This window comes from Caloramator sp. mosi_1 (assembly GCF_028622835.1).
In the GTDB taxonomy this organism is placed as follows: Bacteria; Bacillota; Clostridia; order Clostridiales; family Caloramatoraceae; genus Thermobrachium.
In genome coordinates, this window is sequence record NZ_CP117677.1 from 720,125 (window position 1) to 745,139 (window position 25,015).

At 31.7% G+C, this 25,015-nt stretch carries 34 protein-coding genes and 5 pseudogenes; 3 read left to right on the top strand and 36 right to left on the bottom strand.

The genetic code is table 11. The annotated features are described in order from the left end of the window. Positions 1–191: 191 nt before the first annotated feature. The 21 genes and pseudogenes from PL321_RS05120 to PL321_RS05220 form a co-directional block, all read right to left on the bottom strand. A complete protein-coding gene (locus tag PL321_RS05120; protein WP_273963706.1) occupies positions 192–575 on the bottom strand; it encodes an alpha/beta fold hydrolase in 384 nt (127 codons plus the stop codon). Next, a complete protein-coding gene (locus PL321_RS05125; protein WP_273963707.1) occupies positions 572–1,009 on the bottom strand; it encodes an alpha/beta fold hydrolase in 438 nt (145 codons plus the stop codon). Before PL321_RS05125 ends, PL321_RS05120 begins: the two co-directional genes overlap by 4 nt. Positions 1,010–1,020: 11 nt before the next feature. Next, positions 1,021–2,196, bottom strand: a complete 1,176-nt coding sequence (locus tag PL321_RS05130) for an ABC transporter substrate-binding protein (RefSeq protein WP_273963708.1) — start codon at positions 2,194–2,196, stop codon at positions 1,021–1,023. A gap of 48 nt (positions 2,197–2,244) precedes the next feature. Beyond that, positions 2,245–2,950, bottom strand: a pseudogene (locus PL321_RS05135) (ABC transporter ATP-binding protein). 10 nt (positions 2,951–2,960) lie between these two features. Further along, a complete protein-coding gene (locus PL321_RS05140; RefSeq protein WP_273963709.1) occupies positions 2,961–3,173 on the bottom strand; it encodes a hypothetical protein in 213 nt (70 codons plus the stop codon). Positions 3,174–3,239: 66 nt separating this feature from the next. Next, positions 3,240–3,398 (bottom strand): annotated as a pseudogene (locus PL321_RS05145) (hypothetical protein); the annotation flags it as partial. Positions 3,399–3,570: 172 nt separating this feature from the next. Beyond that, entirely contained in the window at positions 3,571–3,720 is a 150-nt protein-coding gene (locus PL321_RS05150) for an ATP-binding cassette domain-containing protein (protein ID WP_273963710.1), read from the bottom strand. After that, complete coding sequence (locus PL321_RS05155) at positions 3,717–4,142, bottom strand: branched-chain amino acid ABC transporter permease (protein ID WP_273963711.1); 426 nt, start codon at positions 4,140–4,142, stop codon at positions 3,717–3,719. Before PL321_RS05155 ends, PL321_RS05150 begins: the two co-directional genes overlap by 4 nt. Positions 4,143–4,168: 26 nt before the next feature. After that, on the bottom strand, positions 4,169–4,693 hold the full coding sequence (locus PL321_RS05160) for a branched-chain amino acid ABC transporter permease (protein ID WP_273963712.1): 525 nt from the start codon (positions 4,691–4,693) through the stop codon (positions 4,169–4,171). 3 nt (positions 4,694–4,696) lie between these two features. After that, positions 4,697–4,840, bottom strand: coding sequence for a hypothetical protein (locus PL321_RS05165; protein WP_273963713.1), 144 nt, complete (start codon positions 4,838–4,840; stop codon positions 4,697–4,699). Further along, positions 4,834–5,115 carry an ABC transporter permease subunit gene (locus tag PL321_RS05170; protein ID WP_273963714.1) on the bottom strand — a complete coding sequence of 94 codons (282 nt, stop codon included), beginning with the start codon at positions 5,113–5,115 and terminating at the stop codon, positions 4,834–4,836. The genes PL321_RS05165 and PL321_RS05170 overlap by 7 nt, the downstream gene beginning before the upstream one ends. Before the next feature lie 62 nt (positions 5,116–5,177). After that, a complete protein-coding gene (locus PL321_RS05175) occupies positions 5,178–5,558 on the bottom strand; it encodes a branched-chain amino acid ABC transporter permease (RefSeq protein WP_273963715.1) in 381 nt (126 codons plus the stop codon). Positions 5,559–5,711: 153 nt separating this feature from the next. Beyond that, the gene (locus tag PL321_RS21000) at positions 5,712–6,458 is read right to left on the bottom strand and encodes a CsxC family protein (protein ID WP_443110745.1); all 747 of its coding nucleotides are present in this window, start codon (positions 6,456–6,458) and stop codon (positions 5,712–5,714) included. 214 nt (positions 6,459–6,672) lie between these two features. Beyond that, positions 6,673–6,867 carry a DUF3006 family protein gene (locus PL321_RS05185; protein ID WP_273963718.1) on the bottom strand — a complete coding sequence of 65 codons (195 nt, stop codon included), beginning with the start codon at positions 6,865–6,867 and terminating at the stop codon, positions 6,673–6,675. A gap of 4 nt (positions 6,868–6,871) precedes the next feature. Beyond that, positions 6,872–7,449: pseudogene (locus PL321_RS05190) on the bottom strand (thymidine kinase). Positions 7,450–7,501: 52 nt separating this feature from the next. Next, positions 7,502–7,714, bottom strand: a complete 213-nt coding sequence (gene rpmE, locus PL321_RS05195; protein ID WP_273963719.1) for a 50S ribosomal protein L31 — start codon at positions 7,712–7,714, stop codon at positions 7,502–7,504. A gap of 109 nt (positions 7,715–7,823) precedes the next feature. Next, positions 7,824–9,206 (bottom strand): annotated as a pseudogene (gene rho / locus PL321_RS05200) (transcription termination factor Rho). A gap of 432 nt (positions 9,207–9,638) precedes the next feature. Beyond that, positions 9,639–10,586 (bottom strand): class II fructose-bisphosphatase, encoded by a 948-nt coding sequence (glpX, locus tag PL321_RS05205; RefSeq protein ID WP_273963720.1) that lies wholly within the window; start codon positions 10,584–10,586, stop codon positions 9,639–9,641. A gap of 40 nt (positions 10,587–10,626) precedes the next feature. Then, positions 10,627–11,669, bottom strand: a pseudogene (gene glpX, locus PL321_RS05210) (class II fructose-bisphosphatase). A gap of 224 nt (positions 11,670–11,893) precedes the next feature. Continuing rightward, positions 11,894–12,541: a fructose-6-phosphate aldolase gene (gene fsa / locus PL321_RS05215; protein ID WP_273963721.1), complete on the bottom strand. Its 648-nt coding sequence runs from the start codon at positions 12,539–12,541 to the stop codon at positions 11,894–11,896. Between the two features lie 25 nt (positions 12,542–12,566). Continuing rightward, on the bottom strand, positions 12,567–12,962 hold the full coding sequence (locus tag PL321_RS05220; protein ID WP_273963723.1) for a hypothetical protein: 396 nt from the start codon (positions 12,960–12,962) through the stop codon (positions 12,567–12,569). Positions 12,963–13,112: 150 nt separating this feature from the next. Here PL321_RS05220 and PL321_RS05225 point away from each other — a divergent pair, with 150 nt between their 5' ends. The 3 genes from PL321_RS05225 to PL321_RS05235 all read left to right on the top strand — a co-directional run bounded on the left by PL321_RS05225 (position 13,113) and on the right by PL321_RS05235 (position 15,376). Then, complete coding sequence (locus PL321_RS05225) at positions 13,113–13,517, top strand: hotdog domain-containing protein (protein WP_273963724.1); 405 nt, start codon at positions 13,113–13,115, stop codon at positions 13,515–13,517. A 5-nt stretch (positions 13,518–13,522) separates the two neighbouring features. Next, positions 13,523–14,338, top strand: coding sequence for a 3-keto-5-aminohexanoate cleavage protein (locus PL321_RS05230; RefSeq protein WP_273963725.1), 816 nt, complete (start codon positions 13,523–13,525; stop codon positions 14,336–14,338). 174 nt (positions 14,339–14,512) lie between these two features. Next, entirely contained in the window at positions 14,513–15,376 is an 864-nt protein-coding gene (locus PL321_RS05235) for a diacylglycerol/lipid kinase family protein (protein ID WP_273963726.1), read from the top strand. Between the two features lie 52 nt (positions 15,377–15,428). Here PL321_RS05235 and PL321_RS05240 read toward each other — a convergent pair whose 3' ends face one another. From PL321_RS05240 to PL321_RS05305, 15 genes are all read right to left on the bottom strand, one after another. After that, positions 15,429–15,701, bottom strand: a complete 273-nt coding sequence (locus PL321_RS05240; protein WP_273963727.1) for an SH3 domain-containing protein — start codon at positions 15,699–15,701, stop codon at positions 15,429–15,431. Between the two features lie 32 nt (positions 15,702–15,733). Further along, positions 15,734–15,964 (bottom strand): hypothetical protein, encoded by a 231-nt coding sequence (locus PL321_RS05245; protein ID WP_273963728.1) that lies wholly within the window; start codon positions 15,962–15,964, stop codon positions 15,734–15,736. Between the two features lie 124 nt (positions 15,965–16,088). After that, positions 16,089–16,334, bottom strand: coding sequence for a S41 family peptidase (locus tag PL321_RS05250; protein WP_273964419.1), 246 nt, complete (start codon positions 16,332–16,334; stop codon positions 16,089–16,091). 37 nt (positions 16,335–16,371) lie between these two features. Further along, positions 16,372–17,025: a S41 family peptidase gene (locus PL321_RS05255; RefSeq protein WP_273963729.1), complete on the bottom strand. Its 654-nt coding sequence runs from the start codon at positions 17,023–17,025 to the stop codon at positions 16,372–16,374. A 71-nt stretch (positions 17,026–17,096) separates the two neighbouring features. Next, complete coding sequence (locus PL321_RS05260) at positions 17,097–17,219, bottom strand: hypothetical protein (RefSeq protein ID WP_273963730.1); 123 nt, start codon at positions 17,217–17,219, stop codon at positions 17,097–17,099. Between the two features lie 50 nt (positions 17,220–17,269). Next, complete coding sequence (locus PL321_RS05265) at positions 17,270–17,392, bottom strand: hypothetical protein (RefSeq protein WP_273963731.1); 123 nt, start codon at positions 17,390–17,392, stop codon at positions 17,270–17,272. Positions 17,393–17,481: 89 nt separating this feature from the next. Then, positions 17,482–18,306, bottom strand: coding sequence for a hypothetical protein (locus PL321_RS05270; protein WP_273963732.1), 825 nt, complete (start codon positions 18,304–18,306; stop codon positions 17,482–17,484). 14 nt (positions 18,307–18,320) lie between these two features. Further along, positions 18,321–20,117 (bottom strand): hypothetical protein, encoded by a 1,797-nt coding sequence (locus tag PL321_RS05275; protein WP_273963733.1) that lies wholly within the window; start codon positions 20,115–20,117, stop codon positions 18,321–18,323. A 185-nt stretch (positions 20,118–20,302) separates the two neighbouring features. Then, positions 20,303–20,500: a hypothetical protein gene (locus PL321_RS05280; protein ID WP_273963734.1), complete on the bottom strand. Its 198-nt coding sequence runs from the start codon at positions 20,498–20,500 to the stop codon at positions 20,303–20,305. Further along, positions 20,482–20,676 (bottom strand): hypothetical protein, encoded by a 195-nt coding sequence (locus PL321_RS05285; RefSeq protein WP_273963735.1) that lies wholly within the window; start codon positions 20,674–20,676, stop codon positions 20,482–20,484. Before PL321_RS05285 ends, PL321_RS05280 begins: the two co-directional genes overlap by 19 nt. 77 nt (positions 20,677–20,753) lie before the next feature. Further along, on the bottom strand, positions 20,754–21,134 hold the full coding sequence (locus PL321_RS05290; RefSeq protein ID WP_273963736.1) for a hypothetical protein: 381 nt from the start codon (positions 21,132–21,134) through the stop codon (positions 20,754–20,756). An 849-nt stretch (positions 21,135–21,983) separates the two neighbouring features. Beyond that, positions 21,984–22,505 (bottom strand): cell wall-binding repeat-containing protein, encoded by a 522-nt coding sequence (locus PL321_RS21005; protein WP_443110746.1) that lies wholly within the window; start codon positions 22,503–22,505, stop codon positions 21,984–21,986. Then, positions 22,481–22,777 carry a cell wall-binding repeat-containing protein gene (locus PL321_RS05295; RefSeq protein WP_273963737.1) on the bottom strand — a complete coding sequence of 99 codons (297 nt, stop codon included), beginning with the start codon at positions 22,775–22,777 and terminating at the stop codon, positions 22,481–22,483. Before PL321_RS05295 ends, PL321_RS21005 begins: the two co-directional genes overlap by 25 nt. A 121-nt stretch (positions 22,778–22,898) precedes the next feature. Next, positions 22,899–24,422 carry a cell wall-binding repeat-containing protein gene (locus tag PL321_RS05300; protein WP_273963738.1) on the bottom strand — a complete coding sequence of 508 codons (1,524 nt, stop codon included), beginning with the start codon at positions 24,420–24,422 and terminating at the stop codon, positions 22,899–22,901. Next, positions 24,395–24,985 carry a cell wall-binding repeat-containing protein gene (locus tag PL321_RS05305; protein WP_273963739.1) on the bottom strand — a complete coding sequence of 197 codons (591 nt, stop codon included), beginning with the start codon at positions 24,983–24,985 and terminating at the stop codon, positions 24,395–24,397. Before PL321_RS05305 ends, PL321_RS05300 begins: the two co-directional genes overlap by 28 nt. Positions 24,986–25,015 lie beyond the last annotated feature (30 nt).

Sequence of the window (25,015 nt, forward strand, 5' to 3'; positions counted from 1 at the left end):
CTAAAAATCAACAGGTACAGGTAGTTTATCAAAAGATTTTTACAAAAAATTAAATTCCTTTGTCTTCATAAAATTTATCATTCCCCTCACCCCAACCTTTTCACTATTTACTATATTTTATTATAAATAAATCCAATATATTTTAAAATATATTCTTTAAATAAAACAAAAGGTGCGGAGCACCTTTTGTTTTATTTAATCTTTATCTCAAATTCTGCTGTCTTTAAAAATCCTATAACAGCAAGGGCAAACTCATTTGGTCTTTCATACATTGATGCGTGTCCTGCTTCCTTTATCTCAATCCACCTGCTATTTTGGATTCTATTTTTTATTTCAAGCTGATAAGATGCTGGAGTTATTATATCTAATTCACTACTGATTATTAGTGTAGGTACTGTTATTTCAGATATCCTGTCTAAAATATTTAATTCATCTGCACTTTTAACAGCCCTTCTAAAGCCGTCATACCATTCCTTAGTAAATAGGCCCTCAAACAAATCTATTCTTTGATTTATCCATTCAAAATTTTCTTCATAGAATCTTTGAGAATAGATGTATGGCAGTGTTGCCTTCATAAAATTTTTGTATCGTATAGTGAAGCAGAATATTCCCACGCATCACCTATATGCTTCATAATTTTAGTTGTATAGGCGGTTGTGTTCGAAAGGATGAGGGACTTTAATGTATCTTGATATTTTAATGCATAAAGCATTGCAACTTCTCCACCATAGGAGATACCAAGAAGGTTGAATTTACCTAAGTCAAGTTTCTTAGTTAACTCATACAGCATATCTGTATGCATATCCTGTGTATAAAAACTATCTCCCTTATCAGACCTTCCTTGATCTATTAAATCCACCAAAACTACTCTATAATACTTTGAAAGTGCTCCCACAAATGCTGCCCAACTTGCTGTAGACATCATTATTCCATTTAGCAGTACTAATGGCTCTCCCTCTCCATATACTTCATAGTACAACTTTTTATCCTTTATAATCTCAAATGGCATAACTTCAACTCCTATTCAAGTCCAACAAAATCTGAAATCTTTTCAAATCTTGGTAATTTTTCATCCCATACCGCCTTCATAAAGTACATCTTTTCAACTCCATTTCTTCTGTCCTTTGTATATGTTATACCCTTTGCAATACCGTCATTCCAATCCTTAAATGTTTCCATAGCCTTTATATATCCTTCCCAAGATAAGTCATTTCCAGCTCTCTTTAATCCTTCTACAAATACCTCTGCTGCAACCCAACCAGCAGCTGCAAAGGCATTTGGTGTTTCGTTTGGGAAATATTTCTTATATGTTTCAATAAACTTCTTAGCTGCTTGATTATTAGGATCTGTTATATCTGGAACCCAAGCTGTAACAATAACACCATCTGCTGCATCCTTTGCTAATGTTAACATAGTTAAATCTGCATTTATATAGGATGTCATAAATTGAGTCTTAAATCCCTGTTTCTTTGCTTCAAGAAGAATTCCTGGAACAGCCTTTTGATATCCAACAACTATTGTTACATCTGGGTTTACTGCTGATGCCTTTTGAACGTGAGCTGAAAAATCAAGGTCCTGTGTATTAAATGGAACTTCTGCCTTTAAAACATCCTCCTTACCCATCTTCTTTAATTGTTCTTTAATACCTTGTAATTCTTCCTTTCCTGCATCATCATTGCCGTAGATTACAGCTAATGAATTAGCCTTTAGATTGTCTATAGCATATTTAACAAGTAATCCACCCTCAAAGGTGTAGTTTGGCTGTACTGGGAAATAATTACCCTTTGCCTTTGCGAAGGCACTTACTCCAGTTCCTTGGTATACTGCAGGTATTCCCTTTTCCTTTATATAATCAAGTGTTCCAAGACATCCTGGTGTGCCTAATTGACCTACAATTGCAAACACTTTATCCTTCTCAACAAGTTCTTCTGCCTTTTGAAGTGCTAAATCTGGCTTAAATTGGTCATCCTTTGCAATAAGCTCAATCTTTCTTCCATTAATTCCACCTGCATCGTTTACCATATTAAAGTAAGCCTGCATTCCGTGTAGCATTGGAACTCCAACTATTGCAATAGGTCCTGATGTTGGCCCTATAGTTCCAACCTTTATAGTCTTTTCGTCAACACCTTGTGCAAGAGTTGTTTTTGTTTCCTTACCACAACCTGATAGTAAAGAAATGGATAGAAGAAGAGTCAATAGAATTGATAAGATTTTTTCATAAAAATTCCCCTTTATTTTAATTAATTATGCACCAAGATATGATTTTCTTATAGCTTCATCGCTTAAAAGTTCCTTGCTTTCTCCTGCTTTTACCACTTGACCTAACTCAAGTACATAGCTGTAATCTGAAATTTTTAAGGCTCCGTTTGCGTTTTGTTCTATTAAAAGCACTGTTACTCCTTCACTATTTATTTGCTTTATTATCTTAAAAATTTCATTAACTATAATGGGTGCAAGTCCAAGAGAAGGTTCATCAAGCATTAAGAGCTTTGGTTTTGACATAAGAGCTCTACCAATTGCAAGCATTTGCTGTTCCCTCCACTTAAGGTTCCTGCTACCTGCCTTCTTCTCTCCTTTAGTTTTGGGAAAAAGCTATAAACCCTATCAAATTCGTCCTCAATATTTATTTTTTGTTTCTTAATACATATGCACCTATTTTTAGATTCTCCTCAACTGAAAGCTGTGGGAAAATCCTCCTACCCTCTGGACAGTGGCTAATACCAAGGGATACTATTTTATCTGTCAACATATTTGTTATATCCTGTCCTTCAAACATAATGTTGCCTGACTTTTCCTCAACAAGACCAGATACTGCCTTTAAAAGACTTGTCTTTCCTGCACCATTTGAACCTAAAATACTAACAATCTGACCCTTTTTTATTTCTATATCAACCCCCTTTAGTGCATTTACATAACCATACTTTACCTTTAAATTTTTAATTGTAAGCATCTTTTTCCCCCTATCCTAAATATGCCTCAATAACCTGTGGATTTGCTTTTATTTCATTTGGGGTTCCTTCAGCAATCTTTTTACCAAAGTTTAAAACTACAACTCTATCGCAAATATTCATAACAAAAGGCATATGATGTTCTATTACTATAATTGTTAAGTTAAATTTATCCTTTAATTCCTTAAGCTTATTAGATAAATCTATAGTTTCTGTGTCATTCATTCCTGCTGCAGGTTCATCTAATATTAAAATCTTTGGATTTGAAACTAAAGCTCTTGCAAGCTCAACCTTCTTTTGAATTCCATAGGGAAGATTTATAGGGTAATAATAGGCATAATTTTGAATTCCTAATGTAGTTAAAATTTCAAAGGCCCTGTTCTTTGCTTGCTCCTCTATTTTTTTACCTTCCTTGACATAATCAAGCTTGAAAATATATTGTAATTTAATTGTCTGTGCTGACCTATTAAGAGATTATCTAAAACAGTCATATGCTTAAAAAGTTCTACATTTTGAAAGGTCCTAACTATACCCTTGCTTATAACATCGTGGGGTTTTAGAGAACTTACATCCTATCCAAAAACCTTAATTTTGCCTGTATCCTGCCTATAAAAACGGCTTATTATATTAAAAGAGTTGTTTTTCCAGCTCCATTTGGTCCTATTATTCCAACGATTTCTCCCTCATTAACATCAAAGGATAAACTATCTATTGCTTTTAAGCCTCCAAAGGCAATTGTTATATCTGAAAAATTCAAGGCCTCCCTTTTCATACCTTAACCCCCTCGTTCTTAAATGCTGCTTTTTTCTTCTTTATCCACATCTTAAACTTTCTATATATGTCAACAAGTCCATAAGGGAAATACATAACACATAATATAAGTAAAAGTCCTGTGAGTATAAAGGAGGCATTTTGTATCTTTATATTCTTTAAAAACTCAGGAATTAAAGTAATGAAAAGTGCTCCAACAACTGAACCTTCAATAGAGGCAATACCTCCTATTACAATCATTGCAAGTATATTTAAGGACATACCTACATCAAAGGTATTTGGATATACCTGCCTAAATAAAAAGGCGTAAAGACAACCTGCAACACCAGCATATATAGCACTTATTAAAAAGGCTATAGTTTTATACTTTGCAACGTCTATTCCAAGGGACATAGCTGCATACTCACTATCCCTTATTGCCATCAAGGCTCTTCCTGTTTTTGTTTTAATCAGGTTTTTGCAAATATTATTGAAACAACTATAAAAAATAGAATAAAATAGTACATTGATAATCTTGATTTAAGCTGATACCCAAATATGGAGGGAGCATTTATTCCCTTTATACCTGAAAAACCTCCTGTAACACTTTCCCATTCCATAAAAATATGGCTAAAGGCAACTCCAAATCCTAATGTTGCAATAGCAAGGTAATTTCCCTGTAGTCTAAGGGCTGGAAGACCTAATACAAAGCCTAAAAGTCCACTTATTAAAATTACAATAGGAATTATTAAAATAAAGGATAGATTAAGCCTTGTTGATAAAATTGCTGTAGTATAGGCACCAATTCCAACAAAGGCAGCGTGCCCTAAAGATATTTGGCCTGCATATCCTAAAAGGATATTAAAACCTATCGCAATTACAACATAAATTCCAGCCATATTTAAAAGTGTCATAAAGCTTCTGTTAAAGTTGAATACTAAGGGAAGAAGTATAAATACAGCCAATAGGATTATCTGCTTCATATATTTTTTCATAGTCTACACCTTCTTTCTATAGCTTTTGCCACATAATCCATTAGGCCTTACCACAAGCATCACAACTATTAACACAAAGGCAAAAACTGTTTTCCAAGCAAGGGATATATATTTTCCAACTAAGTTTTCAAGAATACCAATTAACACACCACCAACTGCAGGTCCAATAAATGTATTAAAGCCCCTAAAACTGCTGCACAGAAGGACTTTAGATGTACCTCAGACATCATATTTATATCGAGAAAGGTTGTTGGTGCTATTAACATACCTGCTGTTGCTGCAAGCATTGAACTTATTATCCAAGTGGTAACTGTTACCCTCTTTACTGATATACCCATAAGTTTTGCTGCTTCAACATCCTGTGCAACCGCCCTTATAGCTATTCCCTCCATAGTTTTAAAATAGAAAAATAGTGAAAGCATTATTACAATTGTTATCAGAACAATTACTATGCTGTTTGGTTCAAGGGATACTCCAAAGATATTTATGTTTTTGCATTAATAAGCTTTGGGAAACTCCTCGTCTCAAAACCAAAAAGATTACCAGCAAGTCCATTTAAAATCATAATAAGTCCTAAGGTTGCTATCATAATGCTTAAAACATTAGATTTTGATAAGGGTTTTATAATTAATCTATAAACAATTACCCCTAAGATTCCTGCACAAACTATTGTTAAAGGAAAGGCTATATAATATGGAAGTCCTATAAAGGTCATAAAAGTATATGCAATAAATGTACAGAACATCGCCATCTCACCCTGTGAGAAATTGACAACGTCAGAAGTTTTGAAAATTAGAACTAACCCTAAAGCAGCAAGTGCATATAGGCTGCCGGTTATTATTCCACTTACAATTACCTGTGACATCACTCCACCTCCGTGTATAGAATTTTCATACTATTTTAATGCAATTTTTATGCCAAATAAAAATAAAAGGTCTCAAGATTATACAGAATAAATCTGTATAATCTTGAGACTGTGTCTATATATGATACAATCTAAAAGATTTACATTATACTACTATTTCTCGTCCTCAAATTCAACCTTTAGTTCATCGAATTTTGCTTCTTCTTCTCCCTCCATATATCCAACAGCTGGGCCATCCCAACAAACCTGTTGATTTTGGAGAAGCTTAATTGTTACATATACAACCATCTTTTCCTTTAACTTTCTAAATACTTCTTCTGTTTCAAATCCTCTAACTGGCCTTGAATCAAGTTTAATATCTGTTTCATAGATATACGCCTCTTCTAATTCGCAGTATACCCTTTCATTAAATACTTCTACGTGCTTATAGTTATCTTCCTTCATATTCTTGCCTGGCTTCTTGCAGTCTAAAAATTCTACTTCCTTCTTTGGAGGTGTTGAATAAATCTTTGGATATCTTTCAAAGCATACTTCTGTTACACAATCAAATGGTACATTTAATGTTGCGTGTCTTATATTTCCTGCTATACCCTTACCTGTTACTCCGCCTAAGGTTGAATATACAATATTCTTTCTTACATAACCTGCAAGGTATACCTTATTAGTTCCTGGTATTAAGTGGCATTGTGTTAAATAGACATTTTTATCTATAAACTTAATATCTATTGCATCCTCTGGTAAAGTTATATCTGCTTCTGTATCTATTTGAACAGTAAACTCTGCTAAAACTACTGGTATCTTAACATATTTCTTTCTTCCGTGTTGATAATTTTTGCATAAGCATTTTGTTTCTGTATTTGTAACTTCTATTGTTTGTTCATTTTGTGTTGGATTACAAATTCCCTTACATCCTCTGGCTTTACATCCATAGGCATATTATTTCTTATATCTGGCATATTTGCCCCCCTTTATTTTTTCCTACTCTATATTATGTAAGATTTTGTCGAATGTTCATAATAAATAAAAACACTACCTTTTCATCATAAAAGGTAGTGTAACTGTAACCAAATATAAAGGGGGATTTATAAATTGAAATTTTTAATCCTCAAATAAATCAAGATACTTCTCTACTTCTTTTTCTATTTAAAGTCTCCTCTTCATCTACATCCCAACTGCAACAGTCTTTATATACTACATCCCCTTCTTTTACAATAGCTTTAAACTCTTTTGTATTAACATCTATTACATCTCCATCATCTAAAACAACTACAACCACATTTCCCTCTACTCTATCCACAACACCCTTCATAAAATCACTCCTTAGGAACTATATGACACTTCCTGCATCTTGCTTCGTATGCTTCAGTTGCACCAACTAAAATAATAGGGTCGCTATACTTTGCAGGTTTTCCATTTATAAGCCTTTGTGTTCTTGTTGCAGGGTTTCCGCAAACAACGCATATAGCCTGAATCTTATCTACAAACTCTGCAATTGCAAGAAGTCTTGGAATAGGCCCAAAGGGTTCTCCTCTAAAATCCATATCAAGTCCTGCACAAATCACCCTTTTGCCTTTATCTGCAAGCTTTTTACATATATCAACTATCTTTTCATCAAAAATTGAACTTCATCAATTGCAACTACGTCAGTAGTATCCTTAACATAGGTTAATATGTCCTCTGGGTTTTGAAGACATATTGCCTCCTCCTTTATACCTGTATGAGAAACCACACAGGTTTTGCTGTATCTATCATCTATCACTGGTTTAAAAACCAGTACATTTTGCTTTGCTATCTTTGCTCTTTTAATTCTTCTTATAAGCTCTTCACTTTTACCACTATACATTGGACCTACTATAACCTCAATATATCCGTGATCCTTTGGGCCGTACATAATATCCCTCCATCCTAAAACTAAGAAAAAGACCGGCACGCCGGTCAAAGAATTATTCTTCAATCTTTAGGTTGTACTTCTTCATAAACTTATCCATTCTTCCACCTTGTTCAACAAGCATCTTTTGCTTTCCTGTGAAGAATGGGTGGCACTTTGAACAGATTTCAACCTTTAATTCCTTCTTTACTGAACCTGTTGTAAATGTGTTACCACAAGCACACTTAACAACTGCATCGTGATTGTAATTTGGATGGATATCTCTCATTTATTTCACCTCTTTCATATATTCTTAACATAATATATTTACTTTATGTAGTACCTTCCGTCAACTTTTAAGATTATACCATATTTATTGTAGATTTTCAATATCTAAATTAATCCTTTAAAACCTTTGCTGCCATTTGTACAAATTCCCTGTTTGTTTTTGTTCTTGCTATTGAATTAAGTAGTTTTTCTGTTGCATCCTGAGTAGTTTCATTTGATAGAAGTCTTCTTATTGCAAGTACAGTTGATTTTTCATCTTCATTTAACAGAAGATCTTCTCTTCGAGTACCTGACTTGTATATATCTATTGCTGGGAATATTCTTCTTTCTTGAAGTTTTCTATCAAGATGAACTTCCATATTTCCCGTTCCTTTAAACTCTTCAAATATTACGTCATCCATACGGCTTCCAGTCTCAACAAGGGCTGTAGCAAGTATTGTTAAACTTCCGCCCTCCTCTATGTTTCTTGCTGCACCAAAAACTTTTAGGTTGAATAAGTGCCCCTGGGTCAAGACCTCCAGATAATGTTCTTCCCGTTGGGTTAATTGTAAGGTTATAGGCCCTTGCAAGACGAGTAATACTGTCAAGAAGTATAACAACGTCCTTTTTAAGTTCAACAAGCCTTTTTGCCCTCTCTAAAACAAGTTCTGCTATTCTTGTATGATTCTCTGGTTCATTATCAAAGGTTGAATACACAACCTCTCCCTTAATTGATCTTTGCATATCTGTTACTTCCTCAGGCCTTTCATCTATTAAAAGGACAATTAGTTCAACATCTGGATGATTTGTTGTAATAGCATTTGCAATCTTCTTTAAAAGAACAGTTTTTCCTGCCTTTGGAGGTGCTACAATAAGACCTCTTTGTCCTCTTCCAATTGGAGCTAAAATATCTATAAGTCTTGTTGCTAAATCCCCACTTGACACCTCAAGGCTCAGTCTTTTATTAGGATATATTGGAGTTAACGTCTCAAAACTTTTTCTACCGATTATCTTCTCAGGATGCATTCCATTTATCTCTTGAAGATAAATAAGTGCTTTATATTTTTCAGTCTCCTTTGGGAATCTTGCCTTACCTTTTATCAAGTCACCTGTTTTTAAATTAAACCTTCTTATTTGTGATGGAGATACATATATATCCCTTGGACCCTGCTGATAGTTATCTAATCTTAAAAAGCCGTACTGCTGGTTTTCTATAAGCTCAAATACACCTTCAACCGTATCTGCATCCTGAAGAAGCTCCTGTATCTTTTCTCTCTTTTCTACGTCTATATCGTGAAGCTTTATTTCCTCATCACGAATAGGATCGTTTTTTCCTCTTCAATTACAGGTACAATAATCTCCTGAGGTTTTGCCTTATTCTTCTCCTCTTCTAACTTTAAAATCTCTTCGATAAGCTCGCTTTTTCTAAACTTTGAAACAGATTTTATATCATAATCCTTGGCAATCTGTCTTAGTTCCTCAAGCGTCTTACTCTTCAATTCTTCAAAATTCATACTACACCTCCATAATTTTACAACACATAAGGACATTTAACTCTATCTTGAACATCTTTTTATTAAATTCGGATAACTGGGGAAATAGACGAATAGAACAGACTATAAGACTCGACTATTATTATTTTAATACTCTATATAGGAAATGTAAAGTACAACTAATACTGTTAAACATAATTAACATTTACTAAGGCTCAAAACATATATGTATATAAATAAATTACCCCTTGAAGGATTTTTGCATTCATTAAACCCAAAAATTAGCATACAACGTACCATCACTAAAGGATGAGTATACCATAAAAGTAAAACTTTTTACACTAAGAAAAACTTAGACTTGCTTAATGCAATGAATGAATGCCAAAGAAAATCCTTCAAGGGCTAATCTTATCTTGAATTTTTCAACATCATCAATAAATAATTATTTTGTTTTTATAATCTATGAATTGCATTTATAAATCTTACCGTTCCTGTCTTTGACCTCATAACAACAGACTGTGTTTTTACTCTATCTTTACTTAAGTAAACTACACCCTTTAGAAGGTCTCCATCTGATACTCCTGTTGCAGCAAAATACACATCCTCTGCCTTAACTATATCATCTATATACATTATCCTTTTAAAATCAGTAATTCCCATCTCAATACATCTTCTTCTTTCTTCTTCACAGGTTACACAGAGCCTTCCTTGGAAATCTCCTCCTAAACATTTTATTGCAGCAGCAGCTATCACTCCCTCAGGTGCTCCACCTGTTCCAACCATAATATCTACTCCAGTATCCTCAAACCCTGTTGCTATTGCAGCTGCAATATCTCCATCTGTTATCAACTTCATTCTTGCACCAACTTTTCTTACCCTTTCCATTAGTTCATAATGTCTTTCTCTATCCAGCATTATTACAGTTACATCCTCAACCTTTTTATTAAGTGCCTTTGCTACGTTTTTTATATTTTCCTCAAGTGGTGCATCTAAGGATACACATCCTCTTGCTCGCCTTCCTACTGCTATCTTTTCCATATACATATCAGGAGCGTGCAAAAGCCCTCCCTTTGGTGAAATTGCAACAACTGATAGTGCATTTGGAAGTCCCTTTGCTACAAGATTTGTTCCATCAAGAGGGTCAACCGCAATATCAACTTCAATACTATCTTCATCTCTAATGCCAAGTTCTTCACCAATATAGAGCATAGGAGCCTCATCCATCTCTCCTTCACCTATTACAACCTTACCCTTTATTGGGATTACATCAAACATTTTTCTCATAGCAGTAACTGCTGCATCATCTGCTGCATTTTTGTCTCCTCTACCTAAAAGCCTTGAGGCACTTATTGCTGCTGCCTCTGTAACTCTTACATAAGATAAAGCTAAATCGATATCCATATTACTCCCCCATTCCAAATTGCTAATTATATTATATACACTATTTATATACAAAGTCAATCAATAATATAACACATTTTAATATATGTGCGACACATAAATACTGCTCATAAAAAAGGAGCCAAAAGCTCCTAATACCCTCTTTACTTAAATTATGTACAGCATTAATATATCTTATAGTACCCGTTTTTGCCCTCATTACGATAGAACTTGTTTTTACTCTATCCTTTCCTAAAAATACAACTCCCTTTAGAATATCTCCATCTGATACACCTGTTGCTGCAAAATACACCTCATCTGATTTAACTATATCATCAAGCTGCATAACTCTACTCAAATCCGTTATACCCATATCAATGCATCTTTTCTTTTCTTCGTCATTGGTTGGAAAAAGTCTTCCTTGAAAATCTCCACCTATACACTTTACAGCAGCTGCTGTTATAACCCCCTCAGGTGCTCCGCCTATTCCAACCATTATATCAACACCACTATCATCAAAGCAGGTTGCAAGGGCCTCTTGAATGTCACCATCGTTAAATAGCTTTAATCTTGCATTTACCTTTCTTACTTCTTCCATAAGATGTTTATGTCTTGGTCTATCCTGAATTACAACAGTTACATTAGATACATCCTTGTTTAGTGCCTTTGCTACATTTATTATATTTTCACTTAAAGGAGCATCTAATGATACCACTCCCTTTGCCTTAGGTCCTACAACAAGTTTTTCCATATACATATCAGGTGCGTGCAAAGAGAGCCCTTCTCAGAAATCGCAACAACTGCAAGTGCATTAGGCATTCCCTTTGCTACAAAGCTTGTACCGTCTAACGGATCAACAGCTATATCAACTTCATAGTCACCACTTCCTAATACCTCTCCTATATAAAGCATTGGTGCTTCATCCATTTCACCTTCACCAATAACAACCGTTCCCTTAATTGGAAGACTATCAAACATAGCCCTCATACCCTCAACTGCAGCTTCGTCAGCAGCATTTTTATCTCCACGTCCCATATATTTTGAAGCATTAATTGCGGCAGCCTCAGTAACCCTAACAAGCCCAAGTGCCAAGTCCATATTCATAACTTTTCCTCCTAATGTGTTATACTATTTATTTCTTTTAACAACATTTTTATTATACTCTTTGTGTTAATTGTTTGTCAAATATATTTTTGTTAAATAATATTTACCTAATGTGATATACTTTTAGAGTGCCACCCAGGTGAAATGTGAAATTAAACTATATTTCTATGTCGTTTGATAAAAATAAAAGCCTAACTTAATGTTAGGCTTATTTTATAACCATATTATTTCTTAGGTACTGTTTCCCAATCCTTTAGGAACTTTTCTATTCCTATATCTGTCATAGGATGCTTTGCCATTTGAACAAGCACCTTATATGGTACTGTTGCAATATGTGCACCTGCAAGTGCTGCTTCAACAACGTGCATTGGATGTCTTATACTTGCAGCTATTATCTCTGTCTCTATGCCGTAGTTGTCAAATATTCTTACTATCTCTTCAATTAATGTCATTCCATTATGTCCTATATCATCTAATCTTCCTACAAATGGACTTACATATGTAGCACCAGCCTTAGCAGCAAGCAGAGCCTGTGCTGATGAGAATATCAGTGTAACATTTGTTTTAATTCCTTCCTTAGAAAGAACCTTAACAGCCTTTAATCCCTCAAGTGTCATAGGTATCTTTATTACTATATTCTTGTGAATTTTAGCAAGTTCCCTTGCTTCTTTAACCATACCCTCTGCCTCAAGGCTTATTACCTCTGCACTTATTGGACCATCAACAATTTCAGTTATTTCCTTTACAACCTCTACAAAGTCTCTTCCTTCCTTTGCAATAAGCGAAGGATTTGTTGTAACTCCACATATAATCCCTAATTTTTCTGCCTCTCTTATTTCATCAACATTGGCAGTATCAATAAATAATTTCATATAATCACTCCCCATTGTAATATTTTTATTTTATAACCCACCTCTTTGTTTTATCAATAACTCCAAGATGAGTTAATAATTCAAACATATCATCCATATATCTATTAACCATATCATCTACAAGATATTCTTTCCCTAAAAATGCAATTTCCATACCACAAACAGGACATCCTAAAATATTTACTGGCCTATCAATTAAATCCTTTATTTTATATTTGTATTTATGTGTTTCTCCACAAGCTATGCAAGGTATATCTATTTCAACTTCTCCTTTGGTGGCACTTACTTTAAGTACAATGTTTCCACAAGTACATCTTCTGCTTGTTGGTCGTTTTGCCTCAAACAGATTTATGTTAAAACTTGTATATCTACCACACTCACTGCACTTTACAGCAGCCTTTATGGAAGAATCCATTATCATTTTTTTCACCTCCATAATCATATATTCTCCACTTAAGTTTAAATTCCTTCTATGTCGAAAAAATATTTTTTGTCAATGTTTATTTAAAAGGATTCTAATGTTTTTTGAAGAATATAAATATTATGAAAATATTTTTAAGGGGGTAACACAATGCCAATTGGAGAAAAGGTAGTAATTAGGGTAAGAATGTCCAGCCACGATGCACACTATGCTGGAAATTTAGTTGATGGTGCTAAAATGCTACAGCTATTTGGAGATGTGGCTACAGAACTTTTAATACGCCACGACGGAGATGAAGGCCTATTTAGAGCCTATGATAGCGTTGAATTTTTAGCTCCTGTATACGCCGGTGATTATATTGAAGCTATTGGTGAAATTGTTGAGGTTGGCAATACATCAAGAAAAATGAAATTTGAAGCAAGAAAGGTCATAACCTCTGCAAATCTTCCTGATAATGACTCTGCCTGTGATGTTCTTGATAATCCAATAATAGTTTGTAGAGCTTCTGGAACCTGCGTTGTTCCAAAGGATAAGCAAAGATTTAATAGGGGGTAATTATTATGGAGAAACTTATTATCACCTGTGCACTAACCGGTGCAGAAGTTACAAAGGAACAAAATCCTGCCGTACCATATACAGTTGAAGAAATGGTAAGTTCAGCCTATGAGGCCTATACTGCAGGTGCTTCTATATTACACATTCACGTTAGGGAGGATGATGGTACTCCTACGCAAAAGAAGGAGAGATTTAGAGAAATACTCGATGCTATAAGAGATAAATGCCCTGATGCAATTCTTCAGGTTACAACAGGCGGTGCAGTAGGAATGAGCGACGAAGAAAGGCTTGCACCTGTTGAATTAAAGCCTGAAATGGCAACACTTGATGCTGGTACAATAAATTTTGGAGACGAAGTTTTTGCAAACAGTTTTCCTTCCCTTATTAACTTTGCTAAAAAGATGAAGGAACTAAATGTAAAACCTGAAATAGAAGTCTTTGATAGAGGTATGATAGAAAATGCAAAAAGACTTCTTAAAATGGGTCTTTTAGATGCTCCACTTCATTTTGACTTTGTTTTAGGTGTTCCATCAGGTATGCCTGCTGATATAGACAGTCTAACCTATATGATAAGGTCAATACCTCAAGGTTCAACTTGGACAGTAGCAGGAATTGGAAGACATCAACTCCCTATGGCAGTCTATGCTATACTGCTTGGTGGACACGTAAGGGTTGGCCTTGAAGATAATATATACTACAACAAAGGTGAACTTGCAAAATCAAATGCTCAGCTTGTAGAAAGAGTAGTTAGAATAGCCAAAGAACTCGGAAGAGAAATCGCAACTCCAATGGAAGCCAGAAGGATTTTAAATATAAAATAAAAATTAATAAAAACCCCATTATGGCTTCTGTAAACAGAGATTTGTCCATAATGGGGATAAATTACAAACTTTTGTGCACTTATAGATACTTCATATATATTCCTTAAGGTAAACTAATATATAATTCTTCCCTCTCATCTTCTGTTTAACTATATAATTTAAAGGTGGGATACTATGCTTTTTATTGTTAACCCTAAGGCTGGAAATGGACGAGCTCTTAAGGCAGTAGAAAATATAAAAAATATATGTAATAAAATAGGTGTAAATTATGCATTGGAATTTACAAGTTATCCTGAGAACGCAGTAGAGATTGCAAATAAAAATGCTGCAAAGTTTGAAAAGATTATTGCTGTAGGTGGAGACGGTACTCTAAACGAGGTACTAAATGGTATTGTAGATACAAATACTGCCCTTGGGGTATTACCCTGCGGCACAGGGAATGATTTTGCAAGAACAATATATAAAACAATGGATATTAATAAAATTATAGAACTATTAGTTAAAGGAGATTATAAAAAATGTGATGTAGGAAAATGCTTAAATAAACACTTCATAAACATTGCAAGTGTGGGTTTAGATGCTGAAATAGCTCATAAAGTTCAAAGAGGTAAAAAGATATTTGGTGGTAAAACAAGCTATCTACTTCAGCTTGCAAATACATTAATTAAATATAAAAATACTTCTTTAAAGATTCAAATTGATGATATGAGTTTTGAATCCGAAACTCTTTTAACCATAATATCTAACGGAAAATATTATGGTGGTGGAATAATGCCAGCACCAGAATCTGATATATTTGATGGCAAATTTGATATTTGCCATATCAAAAGAATGAACAAACTAAAAATCCCCTTTCTTTTGAATAAATATATTAAGGGGCATCACAAAGATTTTAAAGAAGTTAGCTTTTATAGAGGTAAAAAGGTAAAAATAGAGTCTGAAGATTTATTTGCTGTAAATTTAGACGGAGAAACTTTTCTTGCAAATGAGGTGCAATTCGAATTAAAGTCTAAATATGTTAACTTAATCTATCCATAAAAGTTAAGTTCCATCTTTTTAAAAAATAAGATGGAACTTAACTTTATCTTTATCATTTAGATATTCGTATATATTTTGCATAAACATAGGCTATTTTATTATTATATTTTATCTTATACCAGCCATTTTGACTTTCTAAAATTTCAACCTTTGTATTTCTTGGAAGAACAAATAGTACTCTACTTTTTGTAGTAGGACGTTGTCTGAAATTTAATCTGGAAATAGTCACATAACCATATTTTTTAGATACAATCTTGGTTTGCTGAGTTTTATTTGTATTTGTACTTGCACTATTTTTTACTTCTTCCTTTTTATTTTGTTCCATTTCCTTCTTTTGCAACTCAACAAGTTGGTCATTTATATCCTTTTTATTTCTATAAAAGGATTGTCCAATTTCTTATAATAATTCAAGTCTTTTTTAATCCATTTATCTTTTACCCCAATATATATATCACAATTATTAACAGAATTGATCAATTTATTAAAATATACTTCTTCTTTTAAGTTGACATAATAGTTGTTATTATTAATCACCAATTTCATATAATATGTTTTATCCAAACCTGGTTCCTTTGCAGTAAGTTGCATTGCTACTTTATCTATATCTTCTTCTATATTTATATGTGGTAAAACACCTACTTTGTTTATTTCGTTACCATAGGGTGAATAAAATTTTTGTGTTGTAAGTTTTACAACATCACCGTTAGATAACTCAAAAAGCTCTGGGCTGTTCCCTTACCATAGGTTTTTTACCTATAATTAATGCTTTATTATAGTCCTTTAGAGCTGCTGCTAAAATTTCCGATGCACTTGTTGAATTTTCATTTGTTAATAAAATAAATCTATCATTTATTAATTTGCTTGGTACTACATCACTTCTTATCTTTGTTTCAGTATCATACTTGTCCTTTAATATTAAACAAGTATTACCTCCAATAAAATTAGACAATATTTCGATTGCTGTATATAAAAACCTCCACCATTGTTTCTAATATCTAAAATAAAAATATCTGCACCTTTGATTTTAAGCTGTTATATTCATTTAAAAATTCAGCATTTGTATTTTCGCCAAAGGAAGTCAAACTGATATATCCAATATGTCCATCGATTAGTTGACCTTTAGCTGTTGCTATTTCTATTTTAGTTCTCTTTAAATAAAAATTTAAAGTTTCACTACCCCTTTTAACTTTTAAATTTACAAACGTTCCCTCTTCGCCACGTATTAATAATATTGCCTCTTCAAGGGACTTATTTGAAATAGATACTGAATTGACTTCAATTATTATATCTCCTGGTAAAACACCAGCCTGTTTTGCAGAGGAATTGTCAAAAACACCTGTAATTAATACTCCTTCTTCACATTTTTCTACCGATACACCAATTCCGACATAACTTTGATTTATTGAGTCTACAAAGCTTTCAAAATCGTCGCTTGTAAAATAGGTACTATAGGGGTCACCTATGTTTTTAAATAAGTCATCTACAGTATTTACATTTAATTTAGAATCATCCACATTTTCCACATAATAATTTTTAATAATATCCTTTACTTCATCTATTTGTCCTGCTGCAAAAACATTTAACTGAAAAACAATAAAGAATAGAATAAAAATTGATATTATTCTCTGTTTCAGACTATATTTCGTCAAAATCAACACCTCCATTCCTTTTAATTATAACATAATTTTATATTTAAAAAAGAGGATGATTAAGACATCCTCTAAAATAAAAGTTCCATATATATTTTTCTTTCGTGACCATCAGAATATTTTACTAAACCTTCAATTTTTATAGGTAAGTAATTTGCCCAATCAATAAGATTTCTTATTTCTCCTAAATTCATGTCATTTAACTTATAGTATAAGTCTTCTAATTCAACAGAAAGTTCCCCATCTATAATTTGTTTTTCAAACTTTTTGATAAAGCACCATCTTTTGTCTTTATAGTGTATTCTACATTCATCACATTCTCATCAAAACGAATATTTATACTATCAAATTTACTATCATCAGGCATTTTTGTTAAGTCTACATATGCATAATCATTAAATACATTTACTGGTAAATATTTTTCATTATCATATTTAATAGTAGCTTTTTGATAACTTAATAGTTATTATAATTTTTCTTTGTAAAAATTCCTGTAACATTTCTTACTAACTTACCATCTTTTATTATACATACTACTACAACTTCTTTCTCTTCTGCTGATACTTCTTCTCCTACTTTTATTATCTTACCTTTAAATATACTTCCTTCCTCTTGCCACCATTCTTCTCCTTCATTGTATCCGTAATATCCATAGCTATATCCTTCTGGTAGTTCTGCTGCTTCTTTTATAATAAACGTTCCCTTATTCATATCTATTTCTACTCTTATATAGTTTAATAATACCTCATTTACATCCCTTACTTTTCCATCCTTATCTACTACCATAACTACCATTGTTTGTGGCTTGTTAAATTCTATCTCCTTTTTAAAATCCTGTGCTCCTTCTGGTACCTTTTTATCTACATATCTGTCCCATATCCATCTTCCATCTACTTGGTTTTCTAATTGGTCTATTAAGATATACTTATAGCTATATCCTTCTGGTAATTCTATATTTGCTCCTTCTATGTTTGCTTTATATCCTGTTTCTGTCTTTTGTACTTCTCCTGTCCATATTTCTCCCATATGTACTCTATCTACTCTTCCTGCTACTACCTTTCCTTCTTCATCTAATGCTACTATCGCTACCTTATCTCCCCACTTCACACCTTCTATTTCTTCTCTTTCATTTACTTCACTCCAATATTCATCTATTTGTATACCTCTTAAGTCTATATCATCCTCTACTACCTTATACATTATTGTTCTTTCATCTTCCTTTTGAATAACGTATGTTCCATTTTCATCTATAAAACTCCATAACATAATTTCGTCATTCAATGGCATATATTTATCTAAAATTTCCTTAAATTTATCTTCTTTTGTTCTTCTTCACTTAAATTCATAAATATTGATATACACTCATTTTTATCCTCATCTTCAAGTGAATCAAAAGCTATTTTTATGTCTTCACTAAAATATTTGAACTTTTCTACAAAATCAAATATACTATTTTGTTTAATAAACTCTACATATATAGGTTCAAATATGTCATCTACATTACCATATCTATCTACAATTCGTAATTGCAACTTATATATACCCTCTGGCGAATTTTCAGGATTATTTATCCCAATATAAATATCAGTTAATCTATCAGAACCATCCTTACCTATTCCAAATTCAATTCTATTTACCACTTCATTTCCTTCTGGATCAAATAACTTGCTTAATACAACCTCTTTACCATCATTGAGTATTATCTCTTCTTGTGTATTTTCATCTTTTAAAGTTACTGGTATACGTTTAGTTTTTAAAAATGAAAAATGATGATACACTGCATTACTACTGTCAATAACAATTTTATTCTCATCATTAATATATAACTTAGGCATTAATTTAGCTTTACAAGTAAATCTTTTAATATATTCTGAATTTTTATCATTGATATCTTTTACTTTTATTTTTATTGCATAATCTGTTCCTACTTCAAGATTCTTTAATTCTAACTTAGCTACATTATCTACCACATTTATATCTTTAAATTCTTCTACCTTTTCAGATAACTTTAAAGTATCATCTAACTTATAAACTTCAACCTCTATAGCTTTTGCATTCACAGTCATTATATTACAATCTAAAATTGAATTATCTTTTGTATTTATGTCAACTCTTTTTACATAGGCCTCGCCATCTAATGTTAAACCATTTTCTAATTTAACGTTTATTCCAGTATATGATCCCCCTTTTGAAGTTTGAATATCTATAGGTACATTATTAATAATTTCATCCTTTGTCTTCTTTAATAAATATACTCTTTCTTTAAATACTTGAACAAATTCATTTTCATCTTTAGGAATATCAGCATTATTAATTGGCTTTATTATTACATCATCACTAAATGATTTACCCTCTTTTAATTTTAATACATATTCTGTAATATCAGCACCAACTTCTACAGATTGAGGTATAGTTGTAAATGGTATTTCTCCTTCATATATTAAATTACCACCCCAACCCTGAAGTTTTCTACATTCTCTTTCTACATACATTCCGTTTAACGCATCATTCAACGCTTTCTGAATATCATCCATTCCATTAAATTTACCTGCAAAATTACCCCATTTAGCTGCTCTTATTGTATTTGCAATAATAACTTTTTCAACTTCATCATAATTATTAAATTCTCGAAGATCTAGATAACCTAATTCACCTGCATCTTCAAGAAGTACCTTGAATCTTTTCCCATTTTCAATCCATTGGTTATAATCCTCTACCCCATTTAGTGGTGTATATATTTCATTTATCATTTCAAGTTTCTCGAACATTTTTTCTTGTGTATTTACCAAATTTCTAATATCTTTAATTGTTTTATTACTGCCATCTTCTAAAACAATTTCGTTTAGATTTACTCCATCGTCTCTTTCTATAAAGTTTAACTGTTCAACTAAATTATCAAATTTACCCTTTATCTTTAATTTTTGAGATTTTACATATAAATTATCAACTTTTGAATTGTTATTAAATTCTATTATTGCATCACTATTTTTTTCAGTTGCTAATTCTCCTACCGATGTATTTTCTATTTTTATTCTACCACCATTTTTATCTTTCATTTTTATATTTGTTATTTTTGCATTTTTAATATCCAATGTATTTGTTGCTATATCATTTATTACTAAATCACCTTCAATATTTGTTTTATATAAAGTTAAATCTCCTCCACCATCTACAACTACATCCCCAATTATTAATAAATTGTTTAATTTTACTTCCTTTCCTTCTTCTACATTAATTATTATATTACCTTCAATAATTGTTTGTCTTGATTCATCTCCTAAAAACCTGTTGAAATTTCTATGTTATCTTTTATATATATAAATCCTGCTACAACTCTATTATTTTTGTCTAATATCAAAACTGCTATTTTACCATTTATATTGGGTTCATTATTTTCCTCAATTCTGTTCCAATTATTATTATTAAATATAATTTCATTAAAATTAAATTCATTTTCTATTTGCTTGTAATACATATCAAAATTTTCAATACCTTTTTTATAACATTGACTTTAGCTCTTATAGTTGTTGGCTCTACGTTATTTATTGGACTTAAATCTAGTTCTCCAAGATATTCTAAGCTGTCTGATGAACTTTGACTGCTGTTTAACCAATTTTTAATCTTAACTCTACTATAACTTCCATCACTCAATTTTATATTAACATAATTAGGTAGTATTAAACAGCTATCGTCAATTTCTTCTGGGATTTCAATATCAGCTATTTCTTCTACTTCAACAACTGTTCTTTTTGAATAACATTACCACCAATATTCGATGGTGTACTATTATTTTCATTGTTTATAATAATGTTTTCACCATTATTTATATTATTTGTGTTATCAATTTGTATTACTTTAACACCCTCAACTGCATTAAGCTGTTCTATTTTTACATTATTTTCTTTATTTAAATTAACATTTTCCTTAGCCTCTAGTTCCTTTATATAACTACCTTCCTTTATTTCTAACTTCTCTACTTTATTTTCTACTATCAACTTGTCTACATTAGCTTTTATTATAACTTTATCACCATTTTGCTTTGTTGTTAAAGTTAGAGTTTTAATATTAGCTTCTTTATCTGCTATAAGCTCAGTTGAAGCCTTCAACACAATATTTTCTATTTTAGCATTATTATTAATTTCTATTTTAGCCTTATTTTCAACTTCAATATTTGTAAAATTACCATCTATTTTTATATTAGCATCCTCATTTTGAACTTTTAAATTATTAACTTCACCCGTTGATTTTAGTTCTACTTCTTCTTTTACTATAACAGTATCTATTTTACCTCTAAGTTCTACCTGTTTATTTTCTGATGTAGACTTTTGTATTTCAACTTGTCCTAAACTTCCTTCTTTAGCTTCAACTATTGCATTAGTCTTTACAGTTGTTTTAGCAACAGATGTTGTTCCTTCAGAAACTAATCTAACACCCTCTTTAGCTTCTACTTCTACATTATCGGCCTTAACATTGACTATATGTATACTTTCTTTAGCACCAGATAATATTTTTATATTTTTAGCCTCTACATTAATTAAATGAGTAATACCATCATTTCCTGGGTCAATATATATATCTCCATCTACCTTTAAATCCCTTAATTCTACCTTATCACCATCAATATAAACATTTCCACTTATATCTAAATTAGTAACTTTAGAATTTTGATGCTTAATTAAAATATTATTTTTATATTTTCTCTTCTATTTAAATTACCTATAGTTGAATTTTCACCCAAATCTTCAATAGCTGATACTTTTAACCCATCAATTGCCTTTTGAGTTAATACCTTTTCTCCACCAACTGCATATATTTTTGTTGATGGTTTGATAGTATTTTTAACGCTATCTTGAACAATAGTATTTCCTTCTTTTGTATTTATTGCAACAAAAATTGTAACTTACCAGCATATGCTGAAGCTGTTAATGCGTCTGCAAAATCTTTTTCTCCAGGCCCGCCTATTGATGTAAAAATAACATCTTTTTAATATCTGCAGAGAAATATTTCATAATTTCTGTGTTAGTTGAGTATCTGTCTTTCCCTGAAATCCTCTCTACATTCTTTAAATCCTTAATAGCGTTATCTGATATAACTGCTTGTCCACCTATAACATAAATCTTCTTAGGATTTGTTTCATCTAAGAATTTTAATACTTCTTGAGGTATATTATTATTATTAACAAGTAGTATAGGAATATTTTTATTTGCAGCTATACTTGCAAATGAAAGTGCATCGGCATAATTTAATCCTGTAGCTAATGCAACCTCATTTTTAACACCTACAACCTTTGCTATTTCAACAGATGTAGAGTATCTATCCTCTCCACCTATTCTTTGAATCTCAATTCCTAAAGATAGTAATTGAGAATCTACATATTTATCTATTGCACCTTCTCTTCCTGTAATTATTACTTTCTTTGCTTTTAATCTTTTTATTTCATTTAGTGTATCCTCATTTATCTTATTTTTTGAGTTAATAATATAGGTGCATCATATTTCTTAGACAATGTTGATGCACATAGTGCATCTGGGAAATCATCTCCTCTTGATAAAATAACAACTTCAGAGCCATTTTTCCATCCTTGTTGAGACACTTTTACTGCTGTTTGAAACCTATCCTGTCCACTTAGTCTTACTACTTCTTGAATTGTAAATTTAAAATCGTTAGAGTTTGCCTTTACACCTGATGAACCCAATAACATTGTAAATGTTATAATAGCAGAACATATTACTTTTGAAGCTTTCCTATTCATAGTTTTCCTCCTTTTTTAGTATCTATATAAAATTATACAATAACTAAAATTCTTAGTAAATTTATAAATTTCGACAAATTTATACATAATAAACCCCCACCTAAACGGTGAGGGCTTAACATTAAAAATTAATTATAATTATTTCTGTTAATGTTCCTCTTATATATAATGTGTAATTTCCTTCATCTAAACTAGTTTCTATCTCTCTGCTTCCTTCTAAATCATCAATTTGATCAATATATTGAATATTTCCTTTTGAGTCTTCTATTCTCATTGTAACTATTTGTTTTTGTGGTGATATAACCTTTATCTTGTAATTATTTCCTTTCTTTGATACTACTACTGTCAATTTTTCAGTTTGTTTTGTTGCAATTAGTTGATATGTCTGTCCTGTACTTCCACCACTACTTCCTCCTGTATTTCCACCACTGCTTCCTCCTGTAGTATTATTATCATTGCTTGAATTATTTACTCCTTCTCCTTTTAGATCTACCTTACCTTGACCTTCTGTTTTATTAATCTTTGAATTTTTATCAACATTAACTTCAACTTTTTTATCAGTCTTAATCGATTCTACCTTAGCACTTTCTAAATCTAATTTTGATTCCTCATTAACATAAATATTTTTTATATTTCCACTTAATTTAACTTCACCTTTGCTGTCTATTATAATTTCATCTATATTACCTTTAATCTCTACTTTTTCATCTGTCTTTATATTCAAATTAAGTTTTTGTGCTTCATCTGCAACTATTTTTGTTGAAGACATTAAAACAACAGGCCTATCAAACAAACCTTTGAGTTCAACTTCCTTTGATTTAACATTTACAGCACCAAAAGAACCTTCTTGAACTTCTAATTTTACACTTGAATCAACAGCTGTTTGTTTTATACTTGTATTTCCTAATGAAACAACTCTGACTTTTTCATTACTTTTAACTTCTAATCTATCAGCCTCAACATTTTTAAAATAAATACTATTTTGACCACCAGATAGAATAACTATTCTATTTGCTTTTACTCCATCTAAAGTAGTCTCGCCATCCTTTCCTGGGTTTACATATAATATACCTTTTACTACTACATTTTTAAGTAATACTTTATTAGCATCAACAAATAGATTCTTATTTGCCATAGTATCTACTAAAGAAACATTATCTCCTGAAATTCTAATATTAACATCACTACTTGAAATAGTCTTATTCTCCTTTATATCTGAAAATTTTAACGTTGCTTTATTTAATACTTCCTCTGAAATTGCATTTTTACCACCAATAGCAATAGTTATTGTTGAACTTAACATATTTTCTTCAAGATGCTTTAAAGTTATATCTCTTATAACATCCTTCTCTGTTAGAAAAACAAATGAATTAGTTTGTGCAGCAAGTGCACTAGCTGATAGTGCATCGGCAAACTCATTCCCTATTCTACCTTTTCCTATTGCTATATAAACTCTACCATAATCAATTACATTTGCAAAATATTTAGCTATCTCTATATTTGTTCTAAATCTATCATTACCAGCAATTCTTTCAGAATTATTTATGGAATCTTTAACTGAATCGAAAATAACCTTATTTCCACCAATTACATAAACTTTAGAAAAATTATTTTCATCTATATACTGTTTAACTTTTTGTGGCAAATTGTCTTTTGTGTAAGTAAAATTGGCCAACCCATTCTTGCAGCTATTGGTGCAACTGAAAGTGCATCTGGGAAATCTTCTCCACTTGCTAATACAACTTTATCAGAATTTACAAGTTTTGCAACCTCATATGAAGTTTCATATCTATCTTTTCCTGATACTCTCATAACGTTTATATTTAATGATTGTATTTTTGACTTCACATCGTCTGAAACTACATCTTTACCACCAACAATAAATACATTCTTAGCACCTATTCTTTGTATTTCCTGTAGCACCTCATTAGTAATGCTATTTTTCGAAACCAACAAAATTGGTGCATTAAATTTCTTCGCAAGAGGTGCGGCACACAATGCATCAGGGTAATTTTCTCCACTTGCTATAATTACAGTATCGGCACTTTTAAATCCATTTTTAGATATTTCAACTGAAGTTAAATACCTATTATCTCCATAGTACCTGTAATTCTTTCCTATTGACTCTGACGCAAACGAAAAACGCGGTATGTATCCCATCAAAAGGGCTACAACTAAAGAAGATGCAATTATTTTCTTTTTATTCATATTAATCCCCCTTTATTTAATATTTTAACT